This window comes from Pseudocolwellia antarctica, assembly GCF_049933045.1.
GTDB lineage: Bacteria > Pseudomonadota > Gammaproteobacteria > Enterobacterales > Alteromonadaceae > Pseudocolwellia.
The window spans coordinates 3154542-3173831 of the sequence record NZ_CP187926.1 but is presented as its reverse complement, the minus strand read 5'-3'; the positions used below and the strand labels follow the sequence as shown (position 1 = coordinate 3173831).

The 19290-nt window shown below is 35.0% G+C and carries 10 protein-coding genes; 6 read left to right on the top strand and 4 right to left on the bottom strand.

Features of this window, described 5'->3' with window-relative positions; all coding sequences use genetic code 11:
- Positions 1-74 precede the first annotated feature (74 nt).
- The 3 genes from ACPUVN_RS13685 to tldD are packed head-to-tail and all read left to right on the top strand — an operon-like array spanning position 75 to position 6346.
- A complete protein-coding gene (locus ACPUVN_RS13685) occupies positions 75-4067 on the top strand; it encodes a YhdP family protein (protein ID WP_426359773.1) in 3993 nt (1330 codons plus the stop codon).
- Positions 4060-4914, top strand: a complete 855-nt coding sequence (locus ACPUVN_RS13680; protein WP_426359774.1) for a carbon-nitrogen hydrolase family protein — start codon at positions 4060-4062, stop codon at positions 4912-4914. The genes ACPUVN_RS13685 and ACPUVN_RS13680 overlap by 8 nt, the downstream gene beginning before the upstream one ends.
- A complete protein-coding gene (gene tldD, locus ACPUVN_RS13675) occupies positions 4907-6346 on the top strand; it encodes a metalloprotease TldD (protein ID WP_426359775.1) in 1440 nt (479 codons plus the stop codon). Before ACPUVN_RS13680 ends, tldD begins: the two co-directional genes overlap by 8 nt.
- A 133-nt stretch (positions 6347-6479) precedes the next feature.
- Here the strand turns inward: tldD and ACPUVN_RS13670 are convergent, their stop codons facing one another.
- The 4 genes from ACPUVN_RS13670 to ACPUVN_RS13655 all read right to left on the bottom strand — a co-directional run bounded on the left by ACPUVN_RS13670 (position 6480) and on the right by ACPUVN_RS13655 (position 11460).
- Positions 6480-8675: a hypothetical protein gene (locus ACPUVN_RS13670; protein WP_426369257.1), complete on the bottom strand. Its 2196-nt coding sequence runs from the start codon at positions 8673-8675 to the stop codon at positions 6480-6482.
- Between the two features lie 455 nt (positions 8676-9130).
- A complete protein-coding gene (locus ACPUVN_RS13665) occupies positions 9131-10039 on the bottom strand; it encodes a mechanosensitive ion channel family protein (RefSeq protein WP_426359778.1) in 909 nt (302 codons plus the stop codon).
- A gap of 47 nt (positions 10040-10086) precedes the next feature.
- Positions 10087-10917: a CvfB family protein gene (locus ACPUVN_RS13660; RefSeq protein ID WP_426359779.1), complete on the bottom strand. Its 831-nt coding sequence runs from the start codon at positions 10915-10917 to the stop codon at positions 10087-10089.
- A gap of 90 nt (positions 10918-11007) precedes the next feature.
- Complete coding sequence (locus tag ACPUVN_RS13655) at positions 11008-11460, bottom strand: TerB family tellurite resistance protein (protein ID WP_426359780.1); 453 nt, start codon at positions 11458-11460, stop codon at positions 11008-11010.
- Between the two features lie 478 nt (positions 11461-11938).
- Between ACPUVN_RS13655 and ACPUVN_RS13650 the strand changes: the two genes are divergently transcribed.
- The 3 genes from ACPUVN_RS13650 to ACPUVN_RS13640 all read left to right on the top strand — a co-directional run bounded on the left by ACPUVN_RS13650 (position 11939) and on the right by ACPUVN_RS13640 (position 19107).
- Complete coding sequence (locus ACPUVN_RS13650) at positions 11939-13135, top strand: efflux RND transporter periplasmic adaptor subunit (protein WP_426359781.1); 1197 nt, start codon at positions 11939-11941, stop codon at positions 13133-13135.
- A 2-nt stretch (positions 13136-13137) separates the two neighbouring features.
- Positions 13138-16320: an efflux RND transporter permease subunit gene (locus ACPUVN_RS13645; RefSeq protein WP_426359782.1), complete on the top strand. Its 3183-nt coding sequence runs from the start codon at positions 13138-13140 to the stop codon at positions 16318-16320.
- A 222-nt stretch (positions 16321-16542) separates the two neighbouring features.
- Positions 16543-19107, top strand: coding sequence for an EAL domain-containing protein (locus tag ACPUVN_RS13640; protein WP_426369256.1), 2565 nt, complete (start codon positions 16543-16545; stop codon positions 19105-19107).
- The last annotated feature ends 183 nt before the right edge of the window (positions 19108-19290 follow it).

Below are 19290 nucleotides of genomic sequence, written 5' to 3'. Positions count from 1 at the left end.
TAGTGATTTTTTGGGATGTAATATTCAATGTAAAATTTTTCCTAATGTAATTAATAAGTGATGCCGTAAAATTAATGAGCACTTCTCGCGTAATTAACCGTTGGTTAAACAGAGTCTACAAAACTATTGCCATTTTATTGGTGATTTTTGCTGTATTAATTAGTGCCTTACGCTTATTCCTTCCTTATGTTGAAAATTATAAAGACGGTTTAGAAAACTTCATCAACAATGCTAATGGCAGTCATATCAGCATTGGTAAATTGAGTATGGAATGGGAGAAATTAGGTCCATCAATCGTGCTCAAGCAAGTCAGCTTATTAGAAACCCAATCTACCGATATATTCATTGATAAAATTCATGTGCATTTAGACTTCTGGCAAAGTTTACTTAAAGGTCGTGTGATTACCCAAGATGTAACCCTTGATGGCGCTCAAGTATTTATCAAAAGCTTGCACAAATCTTCAAAAGAAATTGATAAAGACAAACCCTTAATCGCTCGAGTCACGGAGATGTTTTTAGATCAAATCAGTCGGTTTTCTTTGCATAATAGCCAAATTATTTTTCAAACCAATCAAACTGAAAAAGTATTGGTTATTAATGAACTTGATTGGTTGAACGATGGCGATAGACATAGAGCCAAAGGCTACGTAATTTTAGATGGCTTAACATCGAATAACATTAAAGTTTTATTAGACCTACATGGTGACGATATCGAGGATCTTGATGGTCAAGTGTACCTTCAAGCTAATCAATTAAACATCACACCTTGGCTTGATACTATTTTCGCCATAGACAACAGAGACACTCATTCCGCTATTAACTTTGATGGTTGGTTATCTATTAAAAAAGGTATGCCATCGTCGTTACTTATTGCTTTAGGTAATAATGAAATAAGCTGGACACATAAAAATATAGATCAGTTTTTTAGTATCAACCAAGGATATTTATTAGCAAACTTTGGTGATGGTATAAATCAAAATAATGAGTTCAAAACCTTTAATGTAGCATCAAGCCCGTTAACCATTATTACACCTAAAAATACGTGGGATCCTACCAGTATTCAGTTCGAAAAAAAGGCAGGGGTTTATAACGGATATATTAGTCATTTGAACGTACAAGGGTTAACTGAAATATCACCTTTATTTTCTAATAATGAAAACCTAACTGAACTACTCACCCACATTAATCCTAATGGCTTTGTCGAAAACTTGTTTGTACAACTTTCTGAAAATCAGCAGTCGATTATCGCTGATCTTAAAGACATTAATAGTTATCCCTATGAAAAAATTCCAGGTATATCAAACTTAGGCGGAGAAGTTTCATTTAAAGATAAAACACTGCGCTTTAAACTGAATGCAGAAAAAGGTGTATTAGATTATGGTGAGCATTTTGTAAAACCTATTCCATATAATCAATTTTACTCTGATTCAAGATTCACATTTGGTGAAGACTCTTGGATTTTTAGTAGTAATGATATTGAATTTACTTCTGATGAAATATCAGTGTCGGCTGATGTTGTTGTTGAAAAGCCACAAAATGAAGACGCCAAAATGTCTCTCCTTACTGTAATTAACAGAGGTGATGCTGGTTTAGCTAATCATTATTACCCTCAAAAAATTATGGGTGATGTGCTTGTAAATTACTTAAATGGTGCGCTTGTCAAAGGGAATATAGACCAAGGTCAAGTTCTCTTTAATGGCCCTTTAAATAAATTTCCTTTTGAAAATAATGAAGGCATATTCACAGTTGATTTGGAAATTAGTGATGCTGAATTTAAATTCCAACCAAAGTGGCCTGCAATTAAAAACTTTAATGCTAACTTAAACTTCACCAATAATAGTATGTTAATTACTGGTCGCAGTGGTGATTTAGAAAACATCGACGTGAGTGGTGTTAGTGTTGAAATTGAAGACTTAAAGCATGCGACTATTTTAGAAGTTAATGCAACCTTTGATAATTTAAAACCTGAATACGTAAGTAACTTGATGGAGAAAAGTCCGCTACAAAAAACAGTGGGCGCAGCATTGAAGAGCTTAGTTATTACAGGGCCTATTTCGGGAGACTTTGGTGTTGTTTTACCACTTAGAAAGCCTGCAACGGGAATAGTTAAAGGTACGGTGAATTTTTCTGATAATAACATTAACTTGCAAGCACCTAATATGCTGTTTACCAAAGTTAATGGCCAACTTACTTTTAATAACGATAAAATATTAACAAAGGATATTAATTTATTATGGCGCGGTATGCCTTTGGCATTATCGGTAAATGCTCAAGATAAAGGTATTCTTTATAATACCAATATCGAAATAGATGCCGATTGGAATACTAAGCAATGGCAAGATCAATTACCTGAACAGTTACAAACTTATGGTTCAGGGAATTTAGCTTGGGATGGCATATTATCCTTGAACATGTTTAATCAAGGCGGCTTTACTTATGATCTGGATATTAATTCTACATTAGATACATTGGTACTTGAATTGCCTGAGCCTTATGCAAAGACCTCAAATGAAAAGGTTAGCGCTAATATTCAAGTGACGGGACAAAACAAAAATACAACGATTAATGCAGCGATCGGTGAACAATTAACATTTTATGGTGTACTTGATCACGAAAAAGTAAGCTTCAATAAAGCCCATTTAGTTTTAGGCAGTGAAGACATGCTGTTACCTACTAGAGGCTTTCATATTAGTTCGAAATTAGCCCAAGCTGATGTTGCACAATGGCAACCTTTTATTACTGATGTTATTGATTGTATAAGTGGCTTTAGTCATCCATACGAACCTCAACAAACGGTTATACTGGAAAGTCCTGAACGGATAACAGCAAAAGTAGACACTTTATTATATGGTGATTATAGCTTATCTGATGCGCTTTTGACTTTAACCAAAAATGAACAGGCTTGGCTTATAGATATCAATTCAAAGGAAGTTCGCAGCGAAGTTATCCTAAACCAAGATCTTTATGAAAATGGTATAGAAATTAATGCTGACTTTGTTCATCTAACAAAATTACTTCCTGATGCCCCTATAAATGAGGCAACTGAGCTTGAAACAGCGATGGATATTGCTGTTAAGCAAGATGAAATAAATAAATTTAATCAAAAATTTTATACGCAACTCCCACCATTATTAGTGAATTGTGAAAGTTGTAAACTTGATAATCTTGATTTTGGTAAGGTGAGCTTTACGATAAAAAGAGATGATGAAAATCAGATCTACTTAGAACAATTCAAAGCCACAAGAGACAAATTCACTCTAAATTTAGAGGGTTATTGGAGCCAGTTTGAAAACGATAATATAACTAATATCCAAGGCACGTTAGATCTTAAAGATCTTGAACAAGAAACTGAAAAATTAGGCTATACGCCAACCATTAAAGATAGTGGCTTAAAAAGTAAGTTTGCTTTTGATTGGCAAGCCAGCCCTTATGATTTTTCAATCGCAAAAGTAAACGGTCAATTTAACGCCTCCCTTGATGATGGTTATTTAGCTGAGGTACCCGATCAAGCCCGTGTTTTCTCTGTACTTAGTTTACAATCATTAGTGCGTAAATTAAGTTTCGATTTTAGAGACATCTTTGCTGATGGTATGTTTTATCGCAGTATTGAAGGTGATTTCCAGATGAAAGGTGGCATCATGTATACCGATAACATGTTTATGCAAGGTGCGGCAGGCGACTTAGAAGTGAAAGGTAATACTGATTTAGGTAAAGAAGTGCTTGATATTAGAATGTCATACAAACCTAATGTAACCTCTAGTTTACCTGCATTAGCTTGGATTGCGACTCTGAATCCAGTGACCTTTTTAGCAGGGCTTGCACTGGAAGAAGTTATTACCTCCAAAGTGTATTACGAGATGAATTTTGAGCTTACGGGAAGTATGTCACAACCTATATTTAAAGACGTAAACCGTAAAACACGTAATATTAGTGTAGGTAAAACAACGCCACCTCAAATTATTGACGAATTAAGTCCACCAGATGTTATTCTCCCTAGCAATGAGCAAGAATTAAATAGTGAATCTAAAACAATTGAATTACCGAAGAAGAGTGAAGTAGATGGTTAGTTTGTCCGCAATTCAGCTATGTTCAAAACCGGATGTTGAACATAACTTAGTAACGATAGAAGTATTCTTAAAAGCGTTAACTCCAGCAGATGAACATATAGTGGTATTGCCAGAATGTTGTTTGTTTTTTGGTGGTTCAGAGAAAGACCAGTTAAACCTAGCTAAACTCAATAACAAAGATAATTTTGCGGCTGACGCATTAGCTGCTTTAGCAAAAAAATATCAATTATATCTAGTGGCAGGCAGTATTCCATTATTACTAACGAATGAAGAGCAAGAAACAGATAATGAAAGGTTTACTAATTCGAGCTTAGTGTTTTCACCTAGCGGTGAACTTATTCAACGCTACGATAAAATTCACCTTTTTGACGCAAAAGTTACAGACGGTCAAAAACAATATTTAGAGTCAACGCATACTCAAGCAGGTAAAAAACTCAGGGTTGCTGAAACTAAAAGCACTCATATTGGTTTAAGTATTTGCTATGATTTACGTTTTCCTGAATTATACCGCCAGTTAAGAACATTAGGTGCTGATATTATTACTGTACCTAGCGCATTTACAGCAACAACAGGTAAAGCGCATTGGCAGGCATTATTACAAGCTAGAGCGATTGAAAACCAAGTGTATGTTATTGCTGCAGGGCAACAAGGTACACACGAGAACGGAAGAGAAACATGGGGGCACAGTATGATTATATCACCTTGGGGTGAAATAAAAGCGTGTGCACCTGATGGTGAAGGCATTATAACGATAACTTATTCACCAGAAGAGTTGGCAAAAGTACGAGAGGCTATGCCAGTAATGAACCATAATAAATTTACATCTAAGTTGACCCCATATGAATAATATTGAGCGCGAGCTCTTGGCTGATAGCCAGATAGATACCGATTTTTTAAATCAAACGTTACATAACATGGTTCAACGTAATGTTGATTTTGCAGATTTATACTTTCAATCAAGTCGACATGAGTCTTGGATGTTGGAAGACGGTATTGTTAAAGAAGGATCTTACAATATTGAACGTGGTGTTGGTGTTAGAGCTATTTCAGGTGAAAAAACAGGTTTTGCTTATTCAGATGATATTTCTCCAGAAGCATTAACTAAAGCTGCTGATGCCGCTAAAGGTATTACTAAAGCCGAACAAAGTGGATCGGTGAAAGCTTTTAGCCGTCAAACTCAACCTGAAATTTATCTCGGTGTAGATCCTTTAGATAGTTTAGGACAAGAACAAAAGATCAATCTATTACATGAAGTTGAAGCTCATGCGCGTTCAATGGATAAACGTGTTAAACAGGTTATTGTTAGCTTGTCTGGCGTGTTTGAGAAAATTCTTGTGGCAGCAACAGATGGCACGTACGCAACAGATATTCGTCCATTAATTCGTTTAAATTGTTCAGTATTAGTTGAAGAAAACGGTAAACGTGAACGTGCAAGTTCAGGTGGTGGAGCTCGAACTGATTACAGCTATTTCTTTGAAGTTGAAGGCAAACAAGCTCGATACTTAAACTATGCTGAAGAAGCGGTGCGCCAAGCCTTAGTTAATTTAGTCGCGATTGAAGCGCCTGCTGGAAACTTCCCTGTAGTATTAGGTGCTGGTTGGCCTGGCGTATTACTTCATGAAGCTGTTGGTCATGGTTTAGAAGGTGATTTTAACCGTAAAGGTTCTTCTGCATTTTCTGGCAAGGTAGGTCAACAAGTGACTTCAGAGCTTTGTACGATTGTTGATGATGGCACTATGGCGAATCGCCGTGGTTCTATTAATATTGATGATGAAGGTACACCAGGACAATACAATGTGCTGATTGAAAAAGGTATCTTAAAAGGTTACATGCAAGATAAGCATAATGCCTCATTAATGGGCGTTAAACCTACTGGTAATGGCCGTAGAGAGTCTTACGCTCATCTTCCTATGCCAAGAATGACAAATACCTATATGTTAGCGGGGGAGAGTGATCCGCAAGATATTATAAAGTCAGTTAAAAGAGGTATTTATGCGCCTCAGTTTGCTGGTGGGCAAGTGGATATTACATCAGGTAAATTTGTATTTACAAGTTCAGAAGCTTACTTGATTGAAGATGGTGTTATTACCTCTCCAGTTAAAGGCGCAACTTTAATCGGTAGCGGTCCAGAAGCAATGAAAAATGTAAGCATGGTAGGTAACGATTTAGCTATTGATGCAGGTGTTGGTGTATGTGGTAAAGATGGTCAAAGCCTTCCTGTTGGTGTGGGTCAGCCGACATTGAAAGTTGATGAAATGACTATTGGTGGCACGCAGTAATATTGTTTCATTACTCAAGTGACTATGAGTCGTGAACGTTAGATAAGAAAAAGGCGCTTTATGCGCCTTTTTTGTTTTAAATTTTCAAGAAAAATAATAGATATCATCGCTTAGCTAGGGTCTAAGTTGAGTATTACAATAGCGAGCTTCTTTCTTGGTATGGGCTTTGTTTATGCCTTGTTTTGATTGCATCATAAATACCTAACATACCTTTTTCTAAGGTTATAATTTCAATACTGCCGCACGAGAAAGTGTCCATTGTTTGATGAATACCATCTAATATTTTCACCATGGATGGATGTGCCATCATATTTGAAAAGTCGCTAAGCGAACGGGAAGCTTCTGCTTGTGCACAAATTTTATTACACATTGAGACCAAAGATGTGGGGATATTGTAATCGCTGTATAAGGCGACACTGTCTTGTTTTTCAACCGTGTTGCCATATTGATTAACAATAGAGTATGCCTTTGTATCAGAACGAATACTTAGCTTTTGCTGAGAGCGATCACAATCAGGATATTTCTGGTCAAATAAATGTAAGTAGTATTCCGCAAAATAAGGAAATAGATTTAAGGTATTCTCTTTAGGTTGTTTAACGCCTGTTGATTTTATAATTGCGTTAGTAACCAGTATCTGATCTTTATATCGATCAACTATCGCACTTGTATATTGTTCATTCTGTTTTTTAAACTCTCCGTAATTATTATTGTAAATGGCGATAATAAAGTCGGATGCAGAAAAGTTACAGTATGCTTTTGTTAAACAATTTTTACTGTGTGAATAGGTGAGTTTTTTAGCGTTTAGTAATTTAGCTTGAGGTGATAATTCTTGATATAGGGTAAGTGCAGCTTTTTCACTATGAGTTACAAAGAGCTGATTTCTTCCTACGCTGTTTATTTTTTGAGGGCAGGTGGATGATGCCTCTTCGCCTTGCCATATAGGACATACTTGATATTGACTTGGGTTCGTTGCAATTAACGTAAACACTGAACCACCAAAGTGTTCTATCGCATTATCAACAGGTGTAAATATAGCTTCTACGGTATCCTCTTTATATGCAAAATTTTTGTCTGAATGGAAATCTTTATAGTAAGACAAGGATGTTGCTTTTTGTAGCTTATCTGACCAAATGAATTTACGAGTAAAATCACCTGATCGAAATATGCCCGTTACACCATAGCGGCGTAAAGCTATATTCTCTTCAGAGATTGATGTTTTAGTACGAACTACATCTATGCCTGTTTTTTCTACAATAAAAATATCTTTTGATTTAGTCATCATCTGATGATGATTTGAGTGAGATGTTGGTAAACGACTATATTTTTCGATAAGACCATAAGCCGACGCTATTTTATGTGCGTCAGCAAAAACACAGCCATTATCACCAGCGTAGTTTTTGTCTGAAGCTAACGTTAATGCTTGCCATTGAATTGAGGATAAAAGCGCTTGGTCTGACGTTGTGATTTTATGTTCAATGTATTGTTCTTCATTTTTCTTACTTATTCTAATGAACAGATCATCGTTAAGTGGAAAGGTGATGATCCTATCAATTCCTTTATCTTCAATACTATTTCTTGTTTGAGCATAAAAATCGCTGCACCCTTTTACGACCAAGTTGCTAGCTAAGTCAGGTGTAAGCTTTTGTTTTGAATCTTCTAGCATTGTCATTTCTGAAAGGTTTGGAGTTTCTAATTGTAATTTTTTTGCAGTAAGTATTAATTGCTCCATTGGTTTTGAAGGAGAGCTGCGAACCAGTTTTCCTTTGGCACTTTTAGTTCTACCTGAACGGTTATTGCGTTGGCTAAAATCAATAGTAAAGCGTTTGTTATCTCCTCCAGCTAATGTAAAAGTAAGCTTAAAAGATTGTCTTCTTTTAAGTAAACCATGAACAAAACAATTAGAGTCATTGAGGGCTGGTTCAGCCAAATAAGATACATAAACAGGGTTGTTTAGGTTTTTCAGGGATTGTTTTACTCCAACAGGATAGTCCCCGGTTGTTTCTTTATGATAGAAGTTTTCATGTTTCAATTTATAGGTACATTGTGCTTTGTTTTTTCCTGTGATCATTGTTCCTGAGACTTCTGCATGATCGTATTTACTATCTTTAATAGTAAACCAAAGTGCGATTTCTATAGGAACAGGAGTTTTAAAACCTAGCATTCCAGAATAAGTACCGACTAGATACTTTTGAGCGTCAACACTTTCGCTTTCATCTGAAGCATGAACTGAATGTGAGAATAAGCTAATAAATAGAGTAATGAAGATGATTGACGTTAGTAAGAGTTTTGAGGTTAGCTGTTTTGAGTGTGCCGAGTGATAGACTGCCATGTGTTGATATCCTTATATAAACCATTAACAACACAATAATGGTATTCCTCAATACGAGGGAAAGTGAACTTAGCGTAACCTGAACTCTGCTTAACTAATGTTTCTCTAGCTTTTACTTTTTCTACATTAATGCAAAAAGTATCTTGCCTGTCTTATGGACTAAAGTAGATGAACTGTCAGCTAAAGAGTTAAAGCAGAGGTTAAAATATTATTAGAAATTGTAATCAATCAAAAATATCTTAAACCGAACTCAGCTTACATATTATTATTTTTAGTGAACAAATAATAACCAGAAAGTTTAAAGTATTCAACTGCAGCTATTTTTTGGCTATATAAAAGAAGTAGGGAGGTATATTTTAAAGGAAAGGTTATTTACTGTTGGTATTACTGAAACGTGAATAGATAAGCTTTATACGGCGAGGTATGATGATACCTCGCTGTATAATATAACAGCCTTAAACCTTAGTTTCAGGCTGTATCATATGAACATCGCGTTGCGGGAATGGTATTTGAATATTAGCTTCATCAAGCGCTAAGTAAATGGCTTTATAAGCGGTGAATTTAGCTGTATATAAATTAACGGTAGGTGTCCATAAACGGACAGAGATGTTAATAGAGCTATCGGCAAATTCATCAATACCTATTTGTGGCTCACGCGTTTTGCTTACTACACCTGTTGTTGAAATTACCTTTTCTAAAAGTGCGATGACTTCTATAGGGTTTTCACTATAGGCAATGCCAACATTCAATTCTAGTAGCGAATCATGTAGTGAGTTTTGTAATATTTCACCTACGATGTGTTTGTTAGGAATGGTAATTCTAACGTTGTCTTCATCATAAATAATGGTGTGAGCCAGTAATACTTCTCTAACAACACCCGTTACGTTTTTTACTACAATCGTATCGCCAACAACAAAAGGGCGAGTAATAATAATATTAAAACCTGCGGCATAGTTTGATAATAAACCTTGTAAGGCTAAACCAGCACCTAAAGAAACAGCACCAATGGCAGCAATAAATGGTGTAACACTTATGCCTAGTTTTCCTAAAGCCATAATAGCGATCATCAGTACTAAGATCATACGGCTGCTATTAGCAATAAAACGGCTTAATGTTACATCAAGTTTATGGCGTTCACATACGCGTAAAAGCATGCCAGCTACTTTACCTGCTAATATATAGCCGATAATAAAAATAATTATAGCGCCAACGATTTGGAAGCTGTAATTAGTGAAGAAGTCGATGACGATTTGGTAAATCTGCGCCATTTGATCTATTTCATTTTTTAATAAGTTTGCTGGATTAATAACTTCGACCACTTTTTGTGATGTACTTATTGATTCTGCTGCTTGTTCTGCCATCATTTATTTCTATCTTATTCGTTAATAAAGTCTTATTAAGTAAAGTTAACTTAAATAAGTGTAATGCCTTCAGGTGTTATTTTAACTTTACCTTTTTTAAGTAAATTACCTACAGTGGCTTTAAAGGTTTTTTTACTTACGCCTAAGGCTTTCTGAATATCGTCAGGCGAGCTTTTATCATGTAATGGACTAACACCATTATGCTCAGCTATGTAATCTAAAAGCTTTTGGCTAAAATCATTTACTTTACCTTCACCCGGACGAGATAAGCTTAAATCAATGCGTTCATCTTCACGCACTTGTTTAATATACCCTGTAATTTTTTTACCAATTCTTAAGGGCTGAAAAATCTCATTATCGTACAGTAAACCCCAATGTAGGTTATTGATAATAGCTTTAAAGCCTAAATCTGTTTTGCCACCAATAATAAGATCAACTTTGTCCCATTTTTGGTAGTCAGCTGGCCAAACATCAATAAATTTGTCTAATTTACTTGAAGCTACAATGCGCTCTGTACGTAAATCTAAATAAATTCGTACTAGGTAATATTTACCCACTTCCATTTCGGTATGTTGTTCGTTGTAAGGCACCAATAATTCTTTTGGTAGACCCCAATCTAAAAAAGCACCCATTTTATTGATGGCGGCAACTTTTAATGAAACAAATTGGTTAACTTCACCTAAAGGTTGTTGAGTTGTTGCAGCAACTCTATCGGCTGAGTCTTTATATAAAAAAACACTCACTTGTGAACCTGCTGCACAGTTTTCTGGGATCAAACGATTTGGCAGAAGTACTTCACCTAAATCATCAGCATTTAAATATGCGCCCGTGTCATTTACTGTAATTACAGAAAGTGTATTAAATTTACCTAAGTCAGCCATTTATGTTCGCCGTTATTCTAGAAATAATAAGAAGTCGTAGTTAATCAAAAGTAATTAAATACATTATAATATACATAATACATCATCAGCTTAAGATGAGGGAGTATTTGCTAACTTTGTTTGAATATATTCACTGTGTCTTAAATGAAGTAAATCGGCAATTTTTCGAATAATATGTTCTTCAAGAGTCGCCAATTCACCATCAACGTAAGCAAGTTTCCACAAATAACCTATTATTTCCATACGTTGTTCTATGGTATAGTGCTGGTTTATTTTGTTAGTAAACTGATAAAAATCAGTCGCATCATCACTGGCTGTTAAAGCAAGCTGAATTATTTCGTTAATTGCGCTTTCTTCAAGATTAAATTGTTCAGCAATAAAAGCATTAAGAGAGACTTTTTCAGCTTTTTGTAAAATACCGTCAGCTTTCATTACTTCACATAAAAGTACGGTGCATGCTATTTCTAAAGAAAGCTCGTTTTCATCATTTTCTTTATGAGCGGAATGTAGTTGTTTGAAAAACGCACCGATTTTATCAATCATTGTGGATCCCTATCGTCAGTTATTTCGTATGTAATATATATGAATGTGAGTTAGAGGTTATTCAAGGTTTGTTTTAGTTTGTGTTTATTGGATAAATCTAACGCTTTGTTACCTTGAGTGTGTACTTTATAAAAGCAACATAACTTAAGTATATCGTTAATAATTAGTGTAAAAATTAAAAAAATAGTTAAATTTACTAGTCTTTATTTTTCTATTGCCTAATATCAAACATCATAGGTTTTATCTGGTGTTTTTAACTTATTGTTTAATATGTCTTTTGTTTTATTTTTTATTAAATAAACTGCCTTGTAACTTTTAGGCTCAAATATTGTAACAAGTATTTGCAACTCGAGAGTTTTATAGATAGAAGTTAGACAATAAATTAGCTTTCATTTTAATATTTCATAATAAAAATATTGTTATTCACCTTATAAATTCAACTTGTATGACTTATAAGGCTACCCATAAGGAGTGTTTTGTGACACGGAAAAAACAAATAATCTTACCCTTCGTTATTTTAATAATAGGTATTTTACTCACCTTTGCTTTTATAAGTATGAGGAAACCACCTGAAGCTAAAGTTGAGGTTGTGAATACTCCTATTGTATCGGTTGAAACTATTACTGTATCTCCAATGACTCTTAATATTGAGTCATATGGGATTGTAAAACCTAAATATGAAACTGAAATGGTGGCACAAGTGAGTGGTCAAATAGTTGAGTTATCTCCGTTATTTGTTCCAGGTGGTTTTGTAACAAAAGGCCAACTACTTGCGCGAATTGATCCAAGTGATTATGAAGCCAACTTGATTGATGCTGAAGCGAATATGGCTTCAGCTGAAGCTTCTTTAGAGCAGGAAACAGCTCAAGGTAAGGTTGCTGAAAGTGAGTGGGAAACTATTACTAATGCTTCACCATCAGAACTAAGCTTACGTAAACCACAGTTAGCGCAAGAGCTTGCTAAAGTAAAAGCCGCGCAAGCTTCTGTTCTTCGAGCAAAACGTAATTTAGAACGAACAGAAATAAGAGCGCCTTATGATGCCATGATCGAAAGTCGTAATATTGGCTTAGGTTCATTTGTTAGTGTGACGTTTAATGTTGGTAAATTGTTAGGAACAGCCGTTGCTGAAATTCGTTTACCTGTTGCAGACCAGCAACTCAAATTTCTTGACGGTAGTGGTGTTGACACTATTGCTATGCTTGAAGGAACGTATTCAGGTGAAACCAAAGAATGGTCAGCTAAAATAATAAGAAGTGAAGGTGTTATTGATAGTACAAGTCGTATGAACTATCTGGTTGCTGAAGTAAAAGACCCTTATGTTTTAACATCTCAAAAAGCTAACGTATTACCTTTACGATTTGGTTCATATGTTAATGCCCAAATTATTGGTCAGCATATTGAACAAGCAACTACATTACCGCGTTATTTAGTTAAAGAGGGTCGAGTAGCACTTTTAGATGAAGAGTCTACATTACATTATGCTGAAATTAATATTATTCGAAATAGTGGCGCAAACGTTATTATCTCAGGTGGCTTAAAGTCAGGTGATCAAATCATTGTATCAACACTTGAATATCCTATTGAAGGGATGAATCTTGCTTTAACTGGAGATAAAGATAATTTAGAAAAAGAAGATAATACCCCAACGGCAGAAATTGCTAGTGTTGAGGATTAATCATGGATAACGAAAATATTGAAAATTTAAGTGACGATAGCACGAAGAAAGGCTTAATCGCTTGGTTTGCTCGTAATCCTGTAGCCGCTAATTTATTGATGATATTTATATTAGTAGGCGGTTTTCTAACAGCTTTTACTATTAATAAACAAATTTTCCCACAAGTTAAAATTAACTGGATTGAGTTTCAAGCACCTTACCCAGGCGCTGCACCGCAAGAAGTGGAAGAAGGTATCACCATTAAAATTGAAGAAGCACTTGAAACAATTCAAGGGCTTGATCGGGTGATCACTTATTCAAATCGTAATTCATCAAGTGGCTTTTTCCGAGTCGATGAAAGCTATGATCCTCAAATTGTTTTAGAAGAAGTTAAATCTCAAATCGATTCTATTTCTAGTTTTCCTGATGGTATGGAAAGGCCAACAGTTGAGCGTATTAAATATCGACAAGAGGTTATGTATATCAGTCTGTTTGGCGATGTGAGTAATGCTGAACTTAAAATACTGGGACGAAAAATACATGACGAAATTCAACAGTTACCTCAAGTTAATATATCTGAATTTTATAGTGGATTGGGTTATGAAATATCCGTAGAAGTTAGTAAAGACAAGTTACGAGAGTACGGGCTTAACTTTACCGATGTTGCACAAGCTATCCGTAACAGTTCTCGTAATATGTCTGCAGGGCAAATTAGAGCTGAAAATGGTTACATTAATTTACGTGTAGAGTCACAAGCTTATAGAGGTTATGAATTCGAGCAAATTCCTGTTGTTACCTTAAACGATGGTACGAAAATATTGCTTGGAGACCTAGCCACAGTAAATGATGGTTTTGAAGAAGGACTACAATACTCTAAATTCAATGGACAAAACTCAACAACCTTCTTTATAGGCGCTGCAGATAATCAAAGCATTACTGATATTGCCGATATTGTTAATGAGTACATCGCTGAAAAATCTAAAATCCTACCTGCTAATATTCATTTAGAACCTTGGGTTGATTTAACTTATTACCTTGAAGGCCGTTTGGGTATGATGCTCAATAATATGCTCAGTGGAGCTGTATTGGTTTTCTTAATACTTGCTGTGTTTCTACGTGTACGTTTAGCTTTTTGGGTAATGATGGGCCTACCTGTGTGTTTCTTGGGTACGCTGTTTGTTATGCCGTTAGAATTTGTAAACGTAACGATTAACCTAGTGAGCTTATTCGCCTTTATTCTAGTGCTGGGCATCGTTGTTGATGACGCCATTGTTATGGGTGAAAGTGCCCATGATGAAATAGAAAAAAATGGTCAGAGTATTGATAGTGTAATACGTGGTGTACAGCGTGTTGCTATCCCCGCTACTTTTGGAGTTTTAACAACTATTGCCGCGTTTGTTCCTTCTGTGCTGAGTGATGGTCCATCTTCAGAGTTTGAAGGTGCGATAGGCTTTGTTGTTATCTTTTGTTTAATCTTCTCCTTAATTGAATCTAAACTCATTTTACCTGCACATTTAGCGCAAATGAAAGTAAAAAAATATAACCATAAAAATCCATTAGATAGATTGCGTAATGTTATTGATAAGTCTTTAAAAGGTTTTGTTGCTAACTATTACATGCCTGCTTTACAAACGTGTATTACTTATCGTTATGCTGTGTTTATGGCTTTTTTGAGTATATTACTTGTTTGTGGTGGATTATTTGCAGGCGGTATTGTTAAGTTTATTGGTCAACCTAAAATACCTCACGATTTCCCTCGTATTACAGTGAATATGAATGTTGATATTGCTGAAAAACATACTTTAGCAACAGTATTAGACATTCAAAACATACTGCAAGATGTAGACCTTCAAATAGAGAAAGAATTTGGTCAAAAAATGATTTCTGATGTTGAAGTAAGACTTACAGACCGTACATCGAGTGAAATAACAATTAAGCTTGTAGATCCTGATGATCGTGTAATGGACACCTTTGAATTAGCAGATAGATGGCGAAAGGCTTTTCCTGATTTTCCAGGAGTTAAAGCACTCACTATTTCGGACAACTTATTTGGTAGTGAACGCGAAGATGGAGACATCGCTTTCAGACTAGAAAGCAAAGATGATACTCAACTATTAGCAGCAGCCCAAGAATTAGAAGCTAAATTAAAAACTATAAAGGGGATTGGAGATGTTAATGATAGCCGCCAAACCAGCGCCAAAGAAGTACAGTTTGAGCTGAATCCATTAGCTTATAGCTTAGGTCTTACTGTTGCAGATATTGCTTCACAAGTAGGTTACAGCTTTTATGGCTTAGAAGCTCAGCGTATATTGCGTGATACTGAAGAGATTAAAGTGATGCTGCGTTATCCACTTGAACAACGTAGCTCTATCGGCCATGTAAGTGAAGTTATGATCCAAGCACCTAATGGCGCAGAACTTCCACTTGCTGAACTCGCTGATATTACATTAACTGAAGGTGTTACTCGTATTCGTCGTGAAAACGGTAACAGAACCATTAATGTATGGGCAAGTGTTGATGCTGAACAAGTTGAACCTTTCAAAGTCGCTAAAGATATTCGTGATAATTTTATTCCTGAACTTTTGAGAAAATATCCAACCGTTCAGAGTGAAATTGCAGGTAAAGTTCAAGAAGAAATGGAAAGTGGTGATACTCAATTGCGTAACTTTGTTATTTCGTTAATGGTTATATTCTCACTGTTGGCTGTACCTTTACGCTCATACTCACAACCTCTTATGATTATGACTGTTATCCCCTTTGGTGTTGTAGGTGCTGTTATAGGTCATTTACTGTTAGACATACAGTTAAGTGCTTTATCAGTTACTGGGATAATTGCTGCTGCAGGAGTTGTTATTAATGACTCACTTGTAATGGTGGACTATGTTAATAATTGTCGAAAACAAGGTGTTCGTTTACATGAGGCAGTTATATATGCAGGCAGTAAGCGATTTAGAGCTATATTATTAACTTCGTTAACTACTTTTATTGGCTTAGTGCCTATCGTGTTTTTCGAAACCAGTATGCAAGCACAAATGGTAGTACCTATGGCTGTTTCTTTATCATTTGGTGTATTGTTCTCAACTGTAGTTACACTAATTTTGATTCCAGTTATTTACATCATTATTGAAGATATACGTTCATTATGTGGTGGTAATAAACATGAAAAATTACTCGAAGATAAGAATGAGGCATTACATTCTAATTAACCAAATATAAGTTAATAAGAAAATTACAACCCGTTAACAAGATTATAAAGGCATATATCAGAATATGGCTACTACTAAGCCAGTTAAGTCTGATGTATGCCTTTTTTGCGTATTTTATCTGTATTTTGAACGAACAAACTGGATATTTTTATGATTAACCGTCAGAATAAACTTATGAAATTATTACTTTATTAGTCATTAATGTATTTGTATTCTCAAAATTTGGATAACTTAACAGGCTCGGAAAAAGAACTTGCCAAGGAAGTTATTGATCTACGTGATAAATACCTAAAACTGGAAAATCGTCACGCGATTTTATGCCAGCTGAATCAGCTTGCCGATAATACGGATAATGCTTATGACTTCTTAAAAGGCATCTATAAGATCCTTTGTGGTGTTATTTCCGTTGAAAAATTTCATATCGCTTTTTTTAACCCAACGTTTGATACGTTAACATTTCCCTATTTTGTCGATGATACACAACCTTTTTCGAATACACCTGTTGCTATTGAAGATTATAAAGGCTCACTCTTAAAGTATGTTTTAGATACAAAGAAACCTCTTTTTGCTAATAAAACGTCAATTCAACAACTCGTTGATACAAACAAAGTTAACCACATTGATAACAGTGATTTTCAATGGTTGGGTGCTCCATTAATTAAAGATGGTTATATCATGGGTTGTATTTCAGTTGAAAATAACGACAGCTCAATATCTTATACAGAACATGATTTAGATTTACTGACCTTTATTTCTCAGCATTTGGTGATAGGTTTAAATCGTTTACAAGAATTAGACATATTACAAACAGCTGTAGATAAACGTACGACTGAGTTAATGCAGCAAATACGAGATCGAGAAAAATCAGATTTACTACAAGACTCCTTGTATAAAATTTCTGAACTAGCAAATGATTCAGACCTTGAAATCTTAGACTTCTATTCTAGTGTTCATGAAATTGTAGGTCGATTAATTAATGCACCAAACTTTTATATTGCCAAGTACTCTGAAAAATCTGACTTATTAACCTTTGTTTATTATGTAGATCATAACGGTAAAAATACCAATACAAGCCTTGCTCCTAGAAAGTTAGGCAAACACCTTACCGAGTTAGTTATAAGTAAAGGCAAAGCTTTATTATTAAACGCTGGCGAGATTGAAAAGCTTTACCAAGAAGGGGAGATTGGTACTTACGATAAAAATACAGCTGCATGGCTAGGTGTACCTTTAATACATACCAATCACTTATTAGGTGTAATGGTTATTCAAAGCTACCAGAAAAAAGTGTCTTATACCGCACAAGATAGAGAATTATTGAATTTTGTATCTGACCATATTTCTTCAGCAATAAGACGGAGAGAGTTAGCTGCTATCGAACGTCAAAGTCACGGTGTATTAGAACAAAAAGTTAAAATAAGAACACTCGCATTAGAAGAAGAAATTTCGCAGCGTAAGTTAGTTGAAAAACAATTAACTCATACGGCATCTCACGATAGCTTAACTGGGCTAGCCAATAGAGATATTTTCATTGATTTGCTTAATCATACTATTTTATCTACTAAGCATTTCCCTGAACGCTTGTTCGCTATTTTATTTTTAGATTTAGATCGCTTTAAAATTGTTAATGACAGTTTAGGCCATCATGCTGGCGATAGTTTATTAAAGACCGTTGCCAATGAACTCGTTGCTATGGTCCGCAGTAAAGACACTGTTGCTCGTTTTGGTGGTGATGAGTTTGTTATCTTAATTGAAAATTTAGACTCAGAACAAGAAGCTTATGATATTGCGGGAAGGATCACTAAGTTTTTATCATCACCTTTTATTATTGAAGATCACCCTGTATATATTGGTACAAGTATAGGTATATTGTTCAATAATGAACGCTATGATAACGCTGACTTTATGTTACGTGATGCCGATACTGCTATGTATCATGCAAAAGAGAATGGTCGAGGTCGTTACGAAGTTTTTGATTCAAGTATGCACAGCGATATTCAAAATGCTTTGAGCCTTGAATTAGATATTCGTAATGCAATTAAAGATGAAGAGTTTACTCCTTATTTTCAACCTATTGTTGATTTAGAAACGGGTGCTATGAAAGGCTTTGAAGCCTTAGCTCGTTGGGAAAGTAAAAAAAGAGGCTTTGTATTTCCGAACGATTTTATTCCATTGGCTGAAGAACGTAATTTAGTGATGCCGATAGATTTACAAATATTAGAGAAATCTTGTCGTCAGTTGAAAAAATGGCAAACTCAATTTGGTTGTCATAATCTTTATATAAGTTGTAATTTGTATGGTGACCACTTTTTCAGTTTATCGCTAGCTGAAGATATTAGTAAAATCTTAGAAAAGGTCGGTGTTGAGGCTTCGCAACTTCGTATTGAATTGACCGAGCGCGCATTACTTAATAATAGTGATGTTGTACTGGGTAATATGAAAGCACTGAAAAAACTGGGAGTTAAAATCTTATTAGATGATTTTGGTACCGGTTATTCAAGCTTAAGTTATCTGCATTTATTCCCTATTGATGTATTGAAAATAGATCGCTCGTTCATTACCAACGTTCATGATCATGAAAGCCATCAAGCCATTATAAAAACGATTATTGATTTAGCCACTAACCTTAATATGGCAACTGTCGGTGAAGGAATAGAAAGCCTTGAAGATGCTGAAATATTGAATAAGATGGAATGTAAATATGGTCAAGGTTATTACTTTTCTAAACCTATGGAAGCTTCTGAGGCTGAAAAGCTTTTATTTAACACCTTTAATGTGAAATTTTCTTAATTAGTACTTATTTCCCACAATTTAATGATAACCAATAAAAAAACTCTGTATATACACCTCCCAAAAATGTGATTGGAAAAGTCACAACAACTCGAATACTTATGTTAATCAGCAAATAATTTAGTTATTTATGCTAAAAGTGCCTATTTTATCACTGGTTTTTGATGTTTTAGGCATAGTTTA